The organism is Collinsella sp. CLA-ER-H4 (assembly GCF_040092395.1).
Lineage (GTDB): Bacteria > Actinomycetota > Coriobacteriia > Coriobacteriales > Coriobacteriaceae > Collinsella.
In genome coordinates, this window is record NZ_JBBNLQ010000001.1 from 278634 (window position 1) to 297429 (window position 18796).

Below are 18796 nucleotides of genomic sequence, written 5' to 3' on the forward strand. Positions count from 1 at the left end.
ATACGCCGCTCACCGAAAAACTCCACCGTCCACCGACTCATTAACACAACGTTCATATTTGACCCACAACAAAACGGCCGCGATCCCAAACGGGACCGCGGCCGCTACAGTCGTAAGGCGAGAAGCGCGCCACTCTTCTCCTCAGCTTTAATCCCTGAAGACCGAGGACGAAGGGACCCGACGGGTTTCCCTCTGAATGCATTCCGCAGCACGAAGCCCCCTTATCCGCAGCTCCGAAGGAGCAGGATAAGGGGGCTTCAAGTGCGAGGACGCATTCAGAGGGAAACCCATCGGGTCCCGGTGAGAGCCACAGGGCTATCGATTACCCCGTGTTCTGCAGTCCTGCCGAGACGCCGGTCACAGTCGAAAGAATCAGGCTCATGTACTCGGCCTTCTTCTCCTCGGCCATCTCGTCCTGGTTCATACGCACCTCGCGAAGGGCGCGGACCTGGGCGATGGACAGGGCGTCGACGTAGGGGTTACGCACGCGAACGGCCCAGCCGAGCACGCGACGACGCTGCAGCGGCCATTCATCACCGACGATGGCAAGGACCCACTTACGGGTGAGCTGCATCTCGGTAAAGACCTTCTTGGACAGATCATCGCGGTCGCCCAGATGCAGATACATCTTGGCGATGCGCTGATCGGTCTTAGCAATCGACATCTCGATGTTGTCGATAAAGGTGCGGAAGAACGGCCACTCCTGGTAGGCAGCCTTGAGCTGGTCAAGATCGCCAAGCTGCTCGCAGGCGGTGCCCAGACCGTACCAAGCGGCCAGGTTAATGCGCGCCTGGCTCCAGCTGAAGATCCACGGGATGGTACGCAGGTCATCGAGCGACTTGGCGCCCAGACCGCGCTTGGCGGGACGCGAGCCGATCGGCAGCAGACCGACCTCGGTCAGCGGCGTCACGGTCGAGAACCACGGTGTAAAGTCCTCGGTGTTCAGCAGGTCCAGATAGCGTTCGTGGCTTGCAGTGTTGAGCTTCTCGGCCATATCCCAGAACTTCTGCGTGGTCTCGGTGTTGGTCTTCTCGACACTCGGGGCCGACTGCAAAAGCGTTGCGGCGGCAACGGACTCAACATGGCGCTGAGCCAGCGTGCGGTTGCCGTAACGGGCAAAGATGACTTCGCCCTGCTCGGTAAGCTTAAAGAAGCAGTTGACCGAACCCTTGGGCTGCGCCAGCACGGCCTTGTTGGCCGGGCCGCCGCCACGGCCCACGGCACCGCCGCGACCGTGCATGAGCACCAGGTCGATATCGTTCTTCTCTGCCCACTTGGCGATGCGCTCCTGCGCGGAGTGCAGCGCGAGCATGGCCGTGGTAGGACCGGCATCCTTGGAAGAGTCGGAATAGCCCAGCATGACCTCCATGCGGCGGTTGGTCTGGGCAAGGCGCTTTTGCACCACGGGCAGCGTAAGCATCTGATCGAGCACGTCGACGCAGCCCTCGAGGTCCTCGAGCTGCTCGAACAACGGGATCACGTCGAGCTCGGGGACATCCTCCTCGTGTGCAAAGGACAGGTGCGCCAGCTCAAAGACGTCGGCCACATGCTGAGCGCTCTTGGTAAACGAGATGATGTAGCGGTGCGCCATCTTCTTGCCGTAGCGCTTTTGGATGGAGCCGATAGCGCGGAAGGTATCGATGACCTCGCGCGTCATGGGCTGCAGGTCGCCATGGATACCGTTCTCGTGGATATCCTTAAGGGCGCGGGCATGCACCACGGAGTGCTGACGGAACTCCATCTCGACCATATGGAAGCCGAAGGACTCGACCTGCCAGATGATGGTTTGGACCGGGCCGTAGGCAGCACGGACGGCACCGCAGGCGGCCAGCGAACGCTGGACGACGCGCAGGTCATCCAGGAACTCGTCGGCGCTGTGGTACATGGTGTCGGTGATACGACGGACGGTGGCGTTCAGGCGGTCGGCCATGACGAGCATGACGGCGCGATGCGGCTCGTGCTCGGAGATCAGCTCGGCGCGGGCCGTGTAACGAGGGCTCATCTCGACCTGATGGTTCCACAGGTTAATGAGCTCGGCCGACGGCTTGCTGTAGGTAGCCTCGAGCGTGAGGTTGCGGCCGATGTGGCGGCACTTGTCCTCGAGCTTGAGCACCATGTGCGTAAAGTACTTGGCGGCGACCTCACGGCTCACCTTGGCGGTGACGTTGGGGTTACCGTCGCGGTCGGAACCGATCCAGCTGCCGGGATGGAAGAACGCCGGGCACAGCGGCGGCACAGTACCGGCCTTGTCGCCCAGCACCCAATCGTCAAAACGACGATAGATAACGGGGATAACGTCGAACAGCGTGTTATCGAAGATGTCGATGATGGTATCGGCTTCCTCGACCGGCGTGGGCTTCTTGAGCGCGATGGGACTCGTACGCACCAGGGCGTCGATCTCCTGCAGCATATGGAGCTCGTTCTCCACCAGGTCGGAGCCGCCCAGACGCGGACGCTCCTCCAGCAGGTTGGAGATACGGCGGATCTTGCCCTCGACGGCCTTACGACGGGCCTCGGTGGGATGTGCGGTAAAGACAGGGTGGAACTCGAGCTTGTCGAGCAGCTCGTTGGCACCCTCGACACCCAGCTCATTCACCAGCTGGTGATAGGCAACGGTAAGCTCGTTGGCAGGATCGACCTCGGTATCGGTCGACGCACCGGCCTCGCGCTCGCGCAGCTGCGCCACACGGTAGTTCTCCTCCGACAGGTTTGCCAGATGGAAAAAGCTCGTAAAGGCGCGAACGATGACCTGCTGCTTATCGAGCGGCAGGCTGTCGATCAAATCGACGACCTCACGAAATGCCACGGCAGTGGGCTCGTCGGCGGTGGGCACGCCCTGCTCGTCGACGGCTTCGTCGGCAGCGCAGGTACCGGGGTTGCCGGCATTGACCACAATCTCGGCTGTCAAAATCTTGTCGAACAGGTCCGCGATCTCGGGATCATACTCGCTAAGCACACGGCGCTCCAGGCGCAAGAACAGCGCCAGATTGTCGCGCAGCTCCTCGGGGATCTCGATCTCGGCGAGACGCTCCCTGGACTCGGCATTCGAGCCGATTCGGTTAACGAGGCGGTTGACCACGGCAGCGACGCGCGCCGCGGCTTCGGGTACAGACTGGTTGCTTAGGTTCTCAGCCACGTTTCCTCCCATTCCTCCTTCTATGCACGTAACATGCGGTATTCATTATAGGCGCTTGAGAAATACTTTCGACACTGATTGCGCTTTACCACACAAAAGTATTTTCTGCATTGCAAAGGTTTTTGCCCTAAATGGTCGTATTTCTCGGTGGGCGGCATACGTAAACGGGGGCATTCCGCATAAAAGCGAAACACCCCCGTAACAATCGCTCTCCATGAGCAGGGCACGTTAGCAGGCCCGAAGCTCAAAAAGATGCGCTACAGGCGCTCGCGAACCGCCTCGACGACGTTGTCCAGATCGGCGAGCACCTCGTCATGGCTCTGCATGTCGCGCACTTTGACCTTGCCGGCGGCAAGCTCGTCGCCACCCAGGACCAAGATGAGCTTGGCGCCTACCTTATCGGCTTGCTTAAACTGGGCCTTGAGCGAACGACCCTGATAGTCGGCCTCGGTCACGATACCTGCGGCGCGAAGCTCCTGCGTAATGGCAAAGACGTTCTGACGCAGCTCCTTGCCGGCGTTGGCGACATAGACGCACGGGGCCTCATCGGCACCCAAATCGCTGCCAAAGGCCTGCAGGGCCAGCAGGGCGCGCTCAAAACCGACAGCAAAGCCGACGCCCGCCGTGGGCTTGCCACCCTCGAGCTCGACCAGGCCATCGTAGCGGCCGCCGCCGCCGATGGAGCCGACGCCGGCGCCAGGGGCCTCGACCTCAAAGACAGTACGGGTGTAGTAGTCCAGGCCGCGCACCAAGGTGGGATCCTCGACATACTCGATACCGGCGGCATCCAGATAGCGCTTGACCTGCTCGTAGTGCTCGCGGCACTCATCGCACAGGTTGTCACCCATCAGCGGAGCCTCGGCCATGATCTCGCGGCAGTGGTCGTTCTTGCAGTCAAAGGCACGCAGCGGGTTGAGCTCGGCGCGCTCGCGGCACTCATCGCACATCTCGTCTGCGTGATCGAGGATAAACTGCTTGACTTGCTCGCGGTAAGCCGGACGGCACTGAGCGTCGCCCATCGAGTTAATGAGCAGACGAAGCTTGGAAAGATCGAAGCCCAGGCGCTTGTAAAACTCCATGAGCATGATGATGCACTCGGCGTCTGCCGCCGGATCGGGAGCGCCGAGCCACTCGATGCCCACCTGGTGGAACTGGCGCAGGCGGCCCTTCTGGGGACGCTCGCCGCGGAACATGGCCTCGGCGTAGTACGCCTTAAACGGCGTGGAGCCCTGGGGCACCAGATTGTTCTCGACGACAGCGCGCACCACGCCGGCCGTGCCCTCGGGGCGAAGCGCCAGGCGCTGCTTGGGCTTGAGTTTGGTGTCGGTGCCCTCGGTAAAGACGCGCTCCAGGTTGGCACCGCTGAACACGCGGAACATTTCCTTGCGCACGACGTCGGTCGACTGGCCGATACCGTGGACAAACACGTCCACCTGCTCGATCGCGGGCGTCTCGATGGGTTTAAAACCAAACGGCTCGAACACGCCGGCCGCAATCTGCTGCATCTTTTGCCAGGCGCGCATCTCGGCGCCGATAAGGTCGCGGGTTCCCTCCGCCTTCTGTGCCTGCATGGGCAAACACCTTTCTTTTGTATCGCGTCATAGGTAACGGTCATTATACGGCACAAACACAAACAGCGGTGGCGCGTCTGACCGAACGAGGGTATGGGGACTCGTTCGGCCAGACGCGCCGCCGCTGTTTGTGATCCCTTTTCCTCCGTCCCCTTCGGATCACGTGATTCCTTGGGGACGGAGGAAAAGGGATCGTCCTTTGGCCTGCGGCGACCTTGGAAACCGAATGATGGTACGAGCATCCATTCGGCTCCCAAGACCGCCGCGGGCAGAGTTGGGTGAGCCGGCAAACGCGGCAGCGTGCTTACTCCCCCGCCACGCTCGCGCGCAGCTTGGCGGCGATGGGCTCGGATACCAGCAGGAACACGAGCATGACCACGGAGCACGCCAAGCACACGATCCAGGTGCTCGCAAAGGAGCCCGTGGCGTCGAACAGCACGCCCGAGACAATGGCGCCCACGGTGCCGCCGACCATCTCGAGCGAGGTGATGGTACCCGTGACCTTGCCGAGGTCGGCCATGCCAAACTGCTTGGACGCGGCAATAGTAGGCGTGATGGTGCCCATGCACGTTCCGACGCCAAAGCTCACGGCAGCCACGATGGGACCAAGATCGGTCGCGGGGAAGCACAGCGCCACACAGGCGACAATACACGCAACGGATCCCAGCACGTTGCCAAAGCGCAGGCCAAAGCGATCGTAGATGGCGCCGAGCGAAATCTTGGCGATAACGACGGTGACCATATAGGCCGAAAGCACCGTACCGGCCCACATGGGATCGTGGCCGCCCGTGACGATCTTGGCGCCGTTGACGGTAACGCTCGTCATGTTGGTGACTTGGTTGGGCAAGATGGCGCCGTTAACGAGACCCATAAAGAGGAAGGCGACGACAAGCAGCCAAAACGCCGGGCTCTTCTTGATGCGAGACCAGCCGACGCTAACCTCGGGCGCCGTGTGCTCGTCCTTGTCGCCAGCCGTCGAGACGGACGGATCGTCCGGGTTCTCGCCGAGCGGCTTAAGGCCGATCTCGGAAGGCTTAGTGCGGAAGGAGTAGGCCGTGATGGGCAGTGCCGCCACCATGCAGACGGCAGCGAGTACCAGGAACGCAGAGCGCCAGCCCACACTCACGATAAGCGAGCTCACGATCGGCGAGAGAATAGCGCCGCCAAAGCCCGAGCCCGAAAGTGCGATGGAGATGGCAAGGCCTCGCTTGGCGGTAAACCAGTTGGCGGTCACTAGGCTGATGAGCAGGCGGGTCGAGGCCACAGCGAAGCAGCCCGAAACGGCAAAGAGCACGTAGACCTGCCACAGCTCACCGACAAAGCTCATGCTGGCAAGAACGGCAGAGGTAGCGATAACGGTGAGCGAGCCCAATACGCGGCCACTCACCTTATCGGCAACATGGCCAATGACAAGCGATCCGATAACGCTCACCACGGTAGAGATCGCATTGGAGATGTTGTACTGCGCAAGAGATATTCCCAAGTCGCTGACGATGAGCGGCTGGAACAGGCTCATGCAGTTGACGAAAATCGTGTAGCACGTGGCCATGATCACGAAGCCGGAGGCCACCACGAGCCAGCCGGGGAAGAACTTACGCTGCTGGGGCATACTGCTCCTTATTTAACAAACGAATAGCCGGCGCCGGGCGCCGGTAGTGCCCAAGATTGCCTTGAAAGACAAGGGCATAGGCCTTACGGCCATGCCCGCAGGCTTGAAAGGCAAGGTTGGGTGCTACCGGTGGTCGGCGATATAGCCCAAAGCGACGGCGGTATAAGCCGCAGCACCGAGCGGCAGCTCGGCATCGTTAAAACGTGCCTTGGGATGGTGCTGGGCAAAGTGTTCGTCCGTGTCGGTTACGGCCGCGCCCACGGTAAAGTACGCACTCGGAATCTCGCTCGAGATAAGCGCGAAGTCCTCACTCGCCATGGCATGGAAAAGCGGCAAGAAAGCCGCCTTGGGCAGCACTGCGCCCACGTAGCCAAGCGACACCTGAGTCATATCGCTGTCGAGTACAAGCGGCGGAACATCCGAAAGCGTCTCGATGGTCGCCGACGTACGATATGTTGTGGCAACGCCGTTTACGACCTCCGCGATGCGGGTCTTGAGGTGCTCCATGAGCTCGACGTCAAAGCCGCGCAGCGTGCCTTCGAGCACGCAGGTATCTGGGATGACGTTGGCCGCTTGGCCACCGGCAAACTTACCCACGGTCAGTGCGACCTCCTTGGCCGCCGGCACTTCGCGAGCGATAAGCTCCTGGAGCGCCAGATGCACATGCACGCCGGCCGTGATGGGGTCGATGCAAATCTCGGGGCTCGAGCCATGGCCGCCCTTGCCCTGAAGCGTGATACGAAAACCGTACACGCCCGAGAGCGCCGGGCTGCCGTAGAGCACCAGGCCGAGCGGCGACTGGCTATTGACATGCATGGCAAAGGCGACCTGAGGACGCGGGTTCTGCAGCAGACCGTCGGCGATGGCGGCGCGGGCACCCTCAAAGGTTTCCTCGCCCGGCTGGAACAGCAACTTGACCGTAGCGTTGGCATCAACAAGCTCTGCCTCGCGCGCTTTGAGCATACGAGCCGCACCAAGCAGCGCCGTCGCGTGCATATCGTGACCGCAAGCGTGCATGCAGCCGTTGGTGGATGCAAAGGGCTCGCCGGATTCCTCGGCAACGGGCAGGGCGTCCATGTCGCCACGCAGCATGATGACCGTACCGGCCTGCTCATTCGTGCAGATGCCATTGCCTTGGGCCGCGGCGGCACCGGCGCCGACAAGGCCCACAACGCAGGAACCATCGACGAGCGTAGCAAATGGGATGTCCATCTCGGTCAGGCGCGCTTGGATATACGTAGAGGTCTGCGGGAGGCTATTACCCAGCTCGGGCATCTGATGTAAATCGTGTCGCCACGCAGCGAGCTCGTCTGCAAAAGCCTGAGCTTCTGCAACAAGACCGTCACCGATAGCGGTCTGCGCCGCCGCGGTGGCCTTGGGCGCTGATTGCGGTTGAAGATCGGACAGTGCTGGTGCCATAGATGCCCTCCAGTAACGTTTTTGCAGCAAGCACTTTGATAGCGTAAAGTGCAAGGTACTACTTTAAGGGCGACGCATAAAAAATGCCGCCCCGGGAGGCGGCGCAACAAATTGTTTACAATTGCGGGCGAGATTTTCGGCGCAAGAAATCGAAATGCGTCTCACTCAAAATGATCGACAGGAAGATGAGCGCAAAGCCGGCAAGCAGGCGCGAGGTGAGCGCCTCCCCCATCAGCAGCACCGAAAACAACACGCCCGATGGCGACTCCATCGAAAGGAGCAGCGAGCCCGTTGAGGCCGGGACATGCGCCAGGCCGACGTTTTGGATGAGCAGAGCCACACACGTACAGCCCACCGATAGAAACGCCATCACACCGATAAAGCTCGGCGTCCACACGGACAGCGGCGCTTGGGTCTCGAATAACAGCGACGAGATCAGGCTCAGCACGCCGTTGCCCACAAACATCCAAAACGTGATGACGTTGATGTCCATCTTGCGGCCATACTTGGCGGTCACCGCCATCTGGATGGCAAAGAAGACCGCACCGCCCAGTGTGATGACATCGCCGACATTGAACTCGACGCTATCGAGCGCCACCAGACCAATGCCCGCCAGGCACAGCAACGCGGCGCCCAAGTTGTAACGGGTAAGCTTTTCGCCGCTTAGGACGTAGCTCGCAAACGGCACGAAGATGCAATAGGTACCCGTCAAAAATGCACTCTTGCCCGCCGTGGTCTGTGCCAGGCCAATCGTCTGCAAACCGTACGCGCCCCACATAAGTGCGCCCATACCAAGTCCGACGATAAGGTTGCGGGCATTAAAGTGCGCGATGATGCGTTTGTGGAAGATGGCGAACATAACCAGCGAAGCCGGAAGAAAACGAATATAGAGCAGTTCGAACACCGGAATGGTGTCGAGCGCATCTTTCATGGTGGTAAAGGAATAGCCCCAGATGACCGCCACCGATAGCAGCAAGACCTTCCAGAAGAACGGGGAACGCGCGCCGGCGCCGCGGGAGGTGCCGCCGGCGCCCAGGTCCTCCCGTGCGACAGGGCTATCGGGCATGTTTTCGATTTCGTTGGCAGCGTATTGGGCCATGGAACATCCTCACACTCAATCTGGGCGTGGTGTCCGCACGCGTATGGCTGCGTGCCGCCTCATGGTCAAATAAAAACGGGGCGCACCGGACCCCCGGCACGCCCCGCTACTGTAGCAACAACCGGCGTTGCATCGCAATCCAGCCCACTAAAGCGTTTTGTTCCGCCGTTCTACCGAACGGCGGACCGGCCGACGCTGCGCGAGCCGCATTCACGCCAATCTGACGTTCAATTTCAAGGGCGCGACCAGAAGGTCAGCGCCCTTTCATTTCACGTCACCTTGGCGCAAATGCGGCTCGCTCGCTGGCATTAGTGCTACATCAGCGTTAACGTTGCCGCACTAAATTAGCTTTGTCGACTCCAGCTTTTCGATGATCCAGTCGTTGGCTTTGATGACCGGACGGCGGAAGACGACGCCCAGGGCCAGCGACGGAATCAGATAGCTCGCCAGAATACCCAGCTCAACCCAGTACTCCATATGGTAGGCGCCTGCCATGGCAGCATGCATGGCGTTGATGCCGTGAGTGAACGGCAGGAACGGATAGATCGCCTGGAACACAGGACCGGTCATCTCGATGGGGAACGTGCCGCCCGAACCGCCGACCTGCATGACCAGCAGCACAACGGCCAAAGCCTTGCCGATATCGCCAAACGAAACCGTAAGCGTGTAGACGATATTGGAGAACACGAGACTCGCGACCCAGCCCGCCAGCACAAACTGCAGCGGGTTGTCGCACTGGATGCCAAAGAACAGGATGTCACCCGCGCACACGAGCGTTGCCTGCAGCAGAGCCAAACCGCCAAAGAACAAGTAACGACCCAGGTAGATCTCGTGTAGGCGTACGGGGATGAGCTCGTTGATAAGCTCATCGTCAACCGACACCTTCATCATGGCCGCCAGCACGATCGAGCCGACCCAGAGCGACAGAATCGTGTAGAACGGCGCCATGGCCGAGCCGTAGTTGCGGATCGGATAGACCGGTTTGCGATCGAGCGCGACGGGACCGGAAAGCGACACGGCCAAACCCTCGGGATCGTTGCCAATCATCGTCTTAATCGTGGCAAGGTCGTCCGACATCAGGGCGCCATCGAGCTCATCCTTAAACGCACTGATCTTATCGGACGCTTCACCTAGCTGATCGGAAGCCTTGTTGACCAGCTTGGCGGCCTTGGAGAGGCCCTTTGCCAGCGAACCGGATGCGTTGGTCAGGCCGTCTACGGCGCTATCCAGATCGCCCGAGATGCCATCCAGCGAGTCCAGGATGCCTGAAACCGTCTTCTTGAGCTCCTTTGCCTTGACCGAGAACGTGGAGTCGTAGTCGGACTTGGCGCCCGAAATGCCCGCCTTGGCATCGGCGATGGCCTGGTCGACTTCGCCACGCGTGCTGTTGACCTCTGCCATGCTGTCAGAAAGGGACTTAGCAGTTGCCGTCAGGTCCTTGGCGCTGTTGCGATACTCCACCGCGATCCTGTTCAGCGATGTTGCCACAGACTTGAGGCTCTCCTGGAGCTTTTCGTCACTGACCTGCTCGGCAAAGCCGCGGAGCTGGTCGGCCGTGGCGTCGATATCGTCGGCACGTGTATTGAGCGCCGCCGCGGCATCGTTGAGCTGAGACACCGTAAGGTCAACATGCTGATTCGCGGCATCGAATGCCTTCGCAAGCTCGGCGGACACGTTGTCGAACGAGCCAGCGCTTCCGTCAATCGCGGCGTTGATGGCGTCGTTGGCGGCCTTCAGCGCTTCTTTGGAATCGCTCATGCCGCTCTTGGCATGCTCCATCAACCGCTTGGTCGACTCATCGACCGTACCCGTCTGCTGGAGCATACCGCTCGCCGACGTCAACGAATCGGACGTAGAGCTCAAAATGCCCGCCAGCGACGAAGCATTTGCCTGAACGTCTCGCAGGTCCTCAATCGAATCGCCAAGCGTCGAGGACAGGTTGGCGATAAAGTTGCTGACCTGGTCGGTGCTCATGTAATCGAGCAGGCTGGACACCGTCTTAAGACCGATGCTCGTAATGGTCTCGGTAAAAGTTTCGTTAACCTGGCTCTGAACGGCACTCGAACCCTTCTCGGTCACGATCTGCGCAATGGCGTTGGCCTTCTGGTTCTCGTAAAACTCGATATCGGCGTGTTTCACGTCGGTCGAGAAAAGCGTCATCATGTCAGCGCTAAACGTTTTGGGGATAACGACGGCAGCATAGTACGCGCCCGACTTAACGCCCTCGATAGCCTTTTCGCGATTGTTGAGCACAACCCAATCGAAGCTCTCGTTGCCGCGTAGGGTGGCGGTCACGTTTTCGCCCACGTTAACCTCGACGGGGATCAAATCGCTCTCGTAACCCTCATCGGTGTTGACCACGGCGATCTTAAGATTGCCGGTGTTGCCGTACGGATCCCAGCTGCCGGCGATGTTAAACCACGCGTACAGACACGGTACGATAATGAGGCCCATCACGACAACCAAGCCGATCACGGAGCGAGACACGTTTTGGACATCGCGCTTAAACAGATGCAGGATGTTCTTCATTTATGCCTCACCTCCTTTGGAGTGCTTGCCAAGCGCGGTGGTATCTCCATCATTTGTGGCTGTGCTGTCGCTGCCCTGAGATTTATGGTGCGAGCCGATATGCGGCAAGCGGCCCGTGGACTGATCGCCGCCCTTGGCACCACGCTCGCTGGCGTTGAGGCCAAACATGTGGCGGGCGGCAGGAATGGCGGCCGTGTGTTCGCGCATCTCGCGACGCAGGTCCTCATCCGAAAGCGCCGAGATGCGCATCTGGGTATTGAGGCTCGCTCGGATATATTCGATATTGATCAGCCAGCCGCAGATGGCAATAACCGAGATGATCCAAATGACAAGCAGGATGATCTTGCCGTTATTGTCGATATCGAGAACCGTCGACAGGACAAAGAGCAGGACCTGAACGCCCACCACGGCGGCAAAACCGCCCTTGATGTAGTACGGGTAGCGATGTTCAAAGGCGACCGCATGATCGAGCAGTTCGCGACGGTACGAATCGGAATCGAGCATGACGCGCATGGCCGTGCGCAGCGAGTAGCGCTGGCGCGGCAGGTCGTTGGACTCGCAAATCATCATACCGGTCGTGGAGAGCTGTTTATCAAAGAGCAGGTTAAGGTTGAGCAGCAGCGGACGCAGCTGCAGGCCGATAAAGAGCGCCACGATCAAGAACACGCCCAGAATGCACAGGTTAAACAGGTAGTTGAACGAATACATGCCGCCGACCGTCTCGCGCAGCAGATTGATGCCGTAGGTAAAGGGCAGCAGCGGGTGCAGCCACTGGAAGAAGCCTGGCATCATCTCGATGGGGTACATACCCGACGAACCCGGGATCTGCACGATAACCAGAATGACGCCGATAGCCTTGCCGATATGCTTAAACGTGGTGGACAGCGCATAGATGATATTGACGTAGGTGAACGAGATGGCGATGCCGCCCAGCACGAACAGCAGCGGGCTGACGCACTGCACGCCGATCACCAGATCGCCTACCGTAACGATGATGGCCTGCAACGCGCCCAGGATCACCAGGAGCAACCAGCGGCCAAAGTAGCCCTGACGCGCGGTAAAGCTGCCGATGCCTTCGCGGTCGACCTCGAGCTTGTAGATGGCGATAAGCACGTAGCCGCCCACCCACAGCGCCAGATTGGTATAGAACGGGGCAATGCCCGAACCAAAGCTCTTGACCGGGTAAATTGACTTTGAGGTCAGCTCGACCGGAGATGCCATGAAGTCTGCAACATCATCGACGTCGACGCCCATCAGGCCGGCCAGCTCGCCCATGGACTCGGAGGTCTGTAGCGCCGCGATGTCGTTGGCGGCGGTTGCGAGCTTGTCCTGGACCTTGGCAAGCGAGGCATCGGTCTGGGACAGCGTGGTCTTGGCCTGACCGAGCGTGGCGTTGAGTTGCGAAAGTGTACCGCGCGCACTTGCAATAGTAGGCGTGAGGCCAGACACGATTCCCGTCAGATCACCCGAGACGGCGGCAAACGAATCAAGTGCGCTCGAGACCTTCGGCAGCGCGTTTTGACCCAGGTCCGTCTGAGCCTGGCCAAGGTTGGTCGCACCGGTCTGAATTGCATTATTGATAGCGTCGCTGGCACCCGAGACAGCCGCAGCGTCATTCGCCATGGCGCTCGACTGCGCAGACAGACCGTCCTTGATGCTCTGAAGCTTTTCATTCTGCTCGCGGAGCAAATCGATGATCGATACAATGCGCGCGTCAATTTCCTTGGAACCTGTCGACGTGTCATTGACGAGAATTTCCAAGTGCCCGATAACGGCCTTATTGTGGTCGATCGTCGCTTGGAGAGACTCAAGCGAGTTGTCGATACGGGTAGTCGTAGATGCGACCGTGCCCGTCAGCTTGCCAATCGCAGCGTTTGCGGAGGCTGACGTCTTGGTGAGCGCAAGGCTGCCTTCCGAGAGCGCCTTGGAGAGCGAGGCGACAGAGTTGCCCGCCGTGGCGCGAGCCTCGCCCAGCAGGTCATTGCCCTGGGAGATCGCCTGCGTCAGCGACGGCGCCTGACCCTGCAGACCGGCAAGTGCCGCATCTGCCGAGGCAATGGAACCACTCGTCTTATCGATGGCGGCATTCATGTCGCCAATCGAATCACGCACTTCGCCCAACGTATCGGAAGCCTCTGATACCGAACCGGCCAACGAATCCTGAGTCTGGGTTGCCTTGTCCTTTAAATCGACTCCGGCATCCTTGGCAATACTGGCAACGGTCTCGCCCACCGTGGAGACAAATTCCGAGTTGATCTGCTCCTCGATGGTGTTTGCACCGGTGTCGGTAACCTTGGGCGCAATAGCGCTCTTCTTCTCATTGACGTAGTACGTAAGCTTGGGCTGATGGTAGTTGCCGTCGAGCATCGAAACCAGGTTATCCGAGAAGTTCTTGGGGACTACGATGGCCGCATAGTACTCACCGCTCTCGACGCCCTCTTTGGCATCGGCCGCAGAATCGACGAAGGTCCAGCCCAGCTGATCGTTCTCCTTGAGCTGATCGACGACCTGATCGCCCGCGTTGAGCTCGCCCACCAGGTCGTTTTGGGTGCCCCGATCGTTGTTGGCGATGGCAATCTTGATGCCCTGGGTGTTTCCGTACGGATCCCAGTTGGCCACGATGTTGTACCAGGCATACAGCGAGGGAATAACGCACACGCCAAGGGTAACCACCAAGGCGACGGGGTTCACAAGCAGTCGCTTAATGTCGCGCTTAAATATCGCAAAGGAGACCTTTGCATTGGATAGTTTGCTGCCGAGACTCACGCTTGGACCATCCATCCTGTCGTTGAATCGAATCGTACTATCGATAACCATTGTACGTAAGCGCTTTAGCGTCTCAGAGCACAATGGTATTGAGTTTTGCGGGTAGCAATATACTACGAAGACGAATTAACGTACAGTTGTACAGTATCTTTAATTTCAGCAGGTCACAAAACCACAACCCGCACAAATTAGCAATTCAAATAGTCATCGGGGACGTTCTTAAACGACTGGTCAAACAAGAACGCCCCCAACGACTAGTTTGGACCACGGTAACATCGATGTTTTAGCAATGCCAGCGAGCGGGCGCCAGAGCGAACAAATTGGCATGAAAAGAGGACGGCATAGACCTTCTGGTCATGCCGTCCTCTTTGAATGACAAGTTGTCGCTCTGGCGCCCGCGCAGCGTCGACTGGTCCGCCGTTCGTTAGAACGGCGGAACTGAGGGCAGCGTCGAGCCGTTACGCGGTTTGGTAAAACCGCGTAACTACCTAACTACATCAAGTTGCAAACAGCCGCCGCGAAGGCAACGGGGTCCTCGGGGAGGATACCCTCGACCAGCAGGGCCTGATCGTAGAGCAGACCAGAGTACTGCTTGATCTTGTCGGCGTCGCCTGCCTTCTGGGCAGCGACAAGCTTGTCAAAGACCGGGTGCTTGGCGTTGAGCTCGAGCACGCGCTGGCTCTTGGGCATGCCGTCGGGCGCGCCCTCGGGTCCCTTCTGGAGTACCTTCTCCATCTCAAGCGAAAGCGGACCCTCGGTGGTGATGCAAGCGGGGGCATCGGTCAGGCGCGCGGAGACGGCAACTTTCTCGACCTTGTCACCGAGTGCCTCTTTCATAGCGCTAAAGAGGTCCTCGTTCTCCTTGGTGGCGTCCTCGGCCTCCTTCTTCTCATCCTCGGTCGCCAGGTCAAGATCACCGGTCGCGACGTTCTTGAGCTCCAGATGACGATCCTCGACCTCGGGCTCGGCACCGTCGGCCACAGCCTTCTCGGCAGCCTCGCGGGCAGCATCGTCCTCGTAGATCTTGGGCATATCGGCGGCAACGTACTCACGCATGGCCTGGAAGGTAAACTCATCCACGTCCTGCGTCAGAAGCAGCACGTCATAGCCGCGGTCGAGCACGCCCTTTACCACGGGCATCTTGGCCAAGCGCTCGCGCGAGTCGCCGGCGGCGTAGTAGATGGCCTTCTGATCCTCGGGCATGCCCTTGGCATACTCGGCCAGTGTAATCATCTTCTGTTCCTTGGCAGACCAGAACAGCAACAGGTCGGCGAGCTCATCGGCCTTCATGCCATAGCTCGAGTAGATGCCGTACTTAAGGCCGCGGCCAAAGTTCTCAAAGAACTTCTCGTAGGCCTCGCGGTCGTTGTCACGCATATCCTCAAGGTCAGCGGTGATCTTCTTTTCCACACGCTTGGCGATGGCCTTGAGCTGACGGTTCTGCTGCAGCGTCTCACGCGAGATGTTGAGCGACACGTCGGCGGAATCCACGACGCCGCGGACAAAGTTGTAGTAGTCGGGCAGCAGGTCGTCGCACTTCTCCATGATCAGGACATTGGAGCTGTAGAGCGCCAGACCCTTCTCGTAATCCTTGCTGTACAGATCGAACGGCGCGCGGCCCGGCACAAACAGCAGGGCGTCATACTCGAGCGTGCCCTCGGCATGGAAGCTGATGGTGCGCGCAGGATCGTCAAAGTCGTGGAACGTGGACTTGTAGAACTCGTCGTAGTCCTTCTGCTCGACATCGGAGCTGCGCTTTTTCCAGATCGGCGTCATGGAGTTGACGGTCTCGAGCTCCTGGTAGTCCTCGTACTCGGGCGTGTAGTCATCGCCAGCATCCTCGGGCTTGGGCTTCTGGCGGCTCTTGGACACCATCATCTGGATCGGGTAACGCACATAGTTACTGTACTGCTGAATTAGGCTCTTGAGGCCCCACTCGGTCAGGAAGCGATCGTAGGTCTCGGCCTCGCCGTCGGCATCGAGCTTCTCGTTCTCGCGCAGCGTCAGGATGACATCGGTACCGTGCTCGGCACGCTCGCCGTCCTCGATGGTGTAGCCCTCAAGACCGTCGGATTCCCACACATGGGCGACATCCGCGCCGTAGGCGCGGCTGACGACCTTCACATGGCTGGCGACCATAAAAGCCGAGTAGAAGCCCACGCCAAACTGGCCGATGATGTCGACATCCGAACCCTGCTGCTCGGCGTTCTCGGTCTTAAACTCCTCGGAGCCGGAATGGGCGATGGTGCCCAGATTGCGCTCGAGCTCCTCGGCGGTCATGCCAATGCCGTTATCCGAGATGGTAATGGTGCGGGCGTCTTTATCAAAGGAGACGCGAATGGCCAGGTCGCCCTGGTCGATCTTGACGCTCGGGTCCTGCAGGCTCTTAAAGTTGAGCTTGTCGACGGCGTCACTCGCGTTAGAGATAAGCTCGCGCAGGAAGATTTCTTTATTGGTGTAGATGGAGTTGATCATGAGGTCGAGCAGTTTTTTGCTCGAGGTCTTAAATTGACGCATGTGCAGTCCTTTCGCGCTACCCCTGTCCGCAAAAACGGCTCGGTCGCCCGAGCCGCATCGCAGACCTGCTATGTTCAGACTTAGATTTTATAACCCATTAACGCGCATATATACATACGGAATCGAAAAACTGTATGTCCGAGCGCTCTGATGCGCCAATTGCCAAGGAGTGTCCCAAACTGCCGGCAGAAAAGGAACGTCCCTATCTGCCATCTACGCGCTTGGCCATCCAGACATGGGGTTGGCCCTCGTCTTCGTAATCTACCGGGGCAATTTGCGTGTAGCCCGCCTTTGCATAGAGCGGCAGCACGTATTCCTGCGCATGCAGCTTAATAAGCTTAGCGCCGGCATCGCGTGCACACGAAGCACTGGCCTCGACGATCGCACTCGCCAGTCCGCGACGACGCATAGCCGGCAGCACGGCAACGCGCCCCATAATGTAGGTCTCCCCCGCCGCAACGCCTTCGTCCATGTCGCATGCCGGCAACACCGGGGCCTCTGCGTCAGCCACGCGCTCAAGCTCTTCGGGAAACACGCGCGAGCAACCGGCAAGCTCGCCGCCTACATAGAGCGTCACATGAATGCAGTTTGGATCCTCGTCGATAGCGTCGAACTCATTCTCGTAGCCCTGCTCGTCCATAAAAACGACGCGGCGCACCAACGCCGCGTCATCAAAGCATCCCGTCTTAAGTTGGATATCCATAGCTGCCCTTTCATTCAACGCGAACGTTAGGGACAGATTTTAGCGAAAATGAGCTCCGCGCACGCTAAACTTCGCGCGAGCCTTCGCCAGGCAGTCGTAATGACCCACGTTATGGGCATCGCTCGCGATGAAGCTGTACAGGTTCTGATCGAACAGGCGCTGTGCCGGCTTTTTTTCGCGACCAAAGCGACCGCCGGCAATAAAGTCCGCCGAAGCCTGCAGCTTACAGCCCATATCGACCAGGCGCTCCGCCACGCTTACATCCTTTTGAACCGCACGATAGCGCTCAGGATGAGCGATGATCACCTGGTAGCCACGGCACTGCAAATCGTAAATCGTGTTCTCGTACTCTCTAAACGCATACGCATCGGCATGCGTCGAAAGCTCGAGCAGAAACTCGTTGGTCCCATCGAAATGCAAGTGCTCCGCGGCATCGATACCAAGCTCAACGAGCTTTCGATGGTTGACCTCGAAGCCCATCTGGAGCGGAAAACCGTCAGCGTTATCACGCAGCAGTTCAAAGGCATCCCACATCTTGTCGTAATCAAAATAGGGATCACGGCAGTGAGGAGTGCAAACGATTCTGGTTACACCGGCCCGCTTGGCAGCCTCGAGCATCGCCAAGCTCTCATCGAGATCGGCGGCGCCGTCGTCTACACCCGGCAAGATATGGCAATGAATGTCACGCATAGGTCAGCCTTAATCAACTAAACGTTTGCTCGGTTGGTGAAGATGCCCTTTTTGGAAGTCCCCTGATCGTCGGAGCCCTTCTTCACCTTCTTACCGTCCTTGGTGTAGTAGGAGTAGTAGTACTCGCTGGTCTCGGTCTCGCAGTAGTTCATAACGGTACCGATGAGCTTGACCTTTTCGGACTTCTTAAGCTGGCCGATAGCGTTGAGTGCCTCCTCGCGCTTGGTGAAGTCCTCGCGCACCACGAACAGCGTGCCGTCGGTCAGACTTGCGATCTCGGCAGCATCGATGAAGGTGCCTACCGGAGGAGCGTCGAAGATGACGTACTGGAACTTGGCAGACAGTGCCTTTACCAGCTTGGCAAAGCGGTGAGAGACGATGATGTCGGCAGGATTGGGAATATGCGGCTCGGCATCAAGGAAGTAGAAGTTCTTCTGACCCGTCTCGACAATTGCCTGGTCAATGGAGATCTGCTCGGAAAGGACCGCATAGAGTCCGCCGCGCGAACGAACGCCGAGCATATCGGAAAGGGACCTGCGGCGCATATCGGCCTCGACCAGGAGCACGGACTTGCCGCTCGTGGCGATAGCCTGGGCAAGGTTGATGGAAACCGTAGACTTGCCCTCGTTGGGAATCGAGGACGTGACGGTAATGGTGCGAATGGGGTCGTCCACGCTCGCAAAGCGGATGTTGGCCAGAAGGGTCTTGGCGGCATTCTGTACAACGAGCTTATCGGTGTTCTTTGCCTTAGCCATGC

At 59.2% G+C, this 18796-nt stretch carries 11 protein-coding genes; all 11 read right to left on the minus strand.

What is annotated here, in order from left to right:
• Positions 1-322 precede the first annotated feature (322 nt).
• A complete protein-coding gene (locus AAAX34_RS01165) occupies positions 323-3055 on the minus strand; it encodes a phosphoenolpyruvate carboxylase (protein WP_349109822.1) in 2733 nt (910 codons plus the stop codon).
• Between the two features lie 338 nt (positions 3056-3393).
• Positions 3394-4707 carry a histidine--tRNA ligase gene (hisS, locus tag AAAX34_RS01170; RefSeq protein WP_117640032.1) on the minus strand — a complete coding sequence of 438 codons (1314 nt, stop codon included), beginning with the start codon at positions 4705-4707 and terminating at the stop codon, positions 3394-3396.
• A gap of 304 nt (positions 4708-5011) precedes the next feature.
• Entirely contained in the window at positions 5012-6316 is a 1305-nt protein-coding gene (locus AAAX34_RS01175) for an MFS transporter (RefSeq protein ID WP_349099927.1), read from the minus strand.
• Between the two features lie 123 nt (positions 6317-6439).
• Entirely contained in the window at positions 6440-7735 is a 1296-nt protein-coding gene (locus AAAX34_RS01180) for a M20 family metallopeptidase (protein ID WP_349109734.1), read from the minus strand.
• Positions 7736-7850: 115 nt separating this feature from the next.
• The gene (locus tag AAAX34_RS01185) at positions 7851-8834 is read right to left on the minus strand and encodes a DMT family transporter (protein ID WP_349109735.1); all 984 of its coding nucleotides are present in this window, start codon (positions 8832-8834) and stop codon (positions 7851-7853) included.
• Between the two features lie 339 nt (positions 8835-9173).
• Positions 9174-11363 carry a YhgE/Pip domain-containing protein gene (locus AAAX34_RS01190; RefSeq protein WP_349109736.1) on the minus strand — a complete coding sequence of 730 codons (2190 nt, stop codon included), beginning with the start codon at positions 11361-11363 and terminating at the stop codon, positions 9174-9176.
• On the minus strand, positions 11364-14180 hold the full coding sequence (locus AAAX34_RS01195) for a YhgE/Pip domain-containing protein (protein WP_349109737.1): 2817 nt from the start codon (positions 14178-14180) through the stop codon (positions 11364-11366).
• A 441-nt stretch (positions 14181-14621) separates the two neighbouring features.
• Complete coding sequence (gene htpG, locus AAAX34_RS01200) at positions 14622-16646, minus strand: molecular chaperone HtpG (RefSeq protein ID WP_349109738.1); 2025 nt, start codon at positions 16644-16646, stop codon at positions 14622-14624.
• A gap of 202 nt (positions 16647-16848) precedes the next feature.
• Positions 16849-17349, minus strand: coding sequence for a GNAT family N-acetyltransferase (locus AAAX34_RS01205; RefSeq protein ID WP_349109739.1), 501 nt, complete (start codon positions 17347-17349; stop codon positions 16849-16851).
• A 39-nt stretch (positions 17350-17388) separates the two neighbouring features.
• A complete protein-coding gene (locus tag AAAX34_RS01210; RefSeq protein ID WP_022094060.1) occupies positions 17389-18039 on the minus strand; it encodes a CpsB/CapC family capsule biosynthesis tyrosine phosphatase in 651 nt (216 codons plus the stop codon).
• A gap of 17 nt (positions 18040-18056) precedes the next feature.
• A complete protein-coding gene (locus AAAX34_RS01215) occupies positions 18057-18794 on the minus strand; it encodes a CpsD/CapB family tyrosine-protein kinase (RefSeq protein ID WP_055309657.1) in 738 nt (245 codons plus the stop codon).
• Positions 18795-18796: the final 2 nt, after the last annotated feature.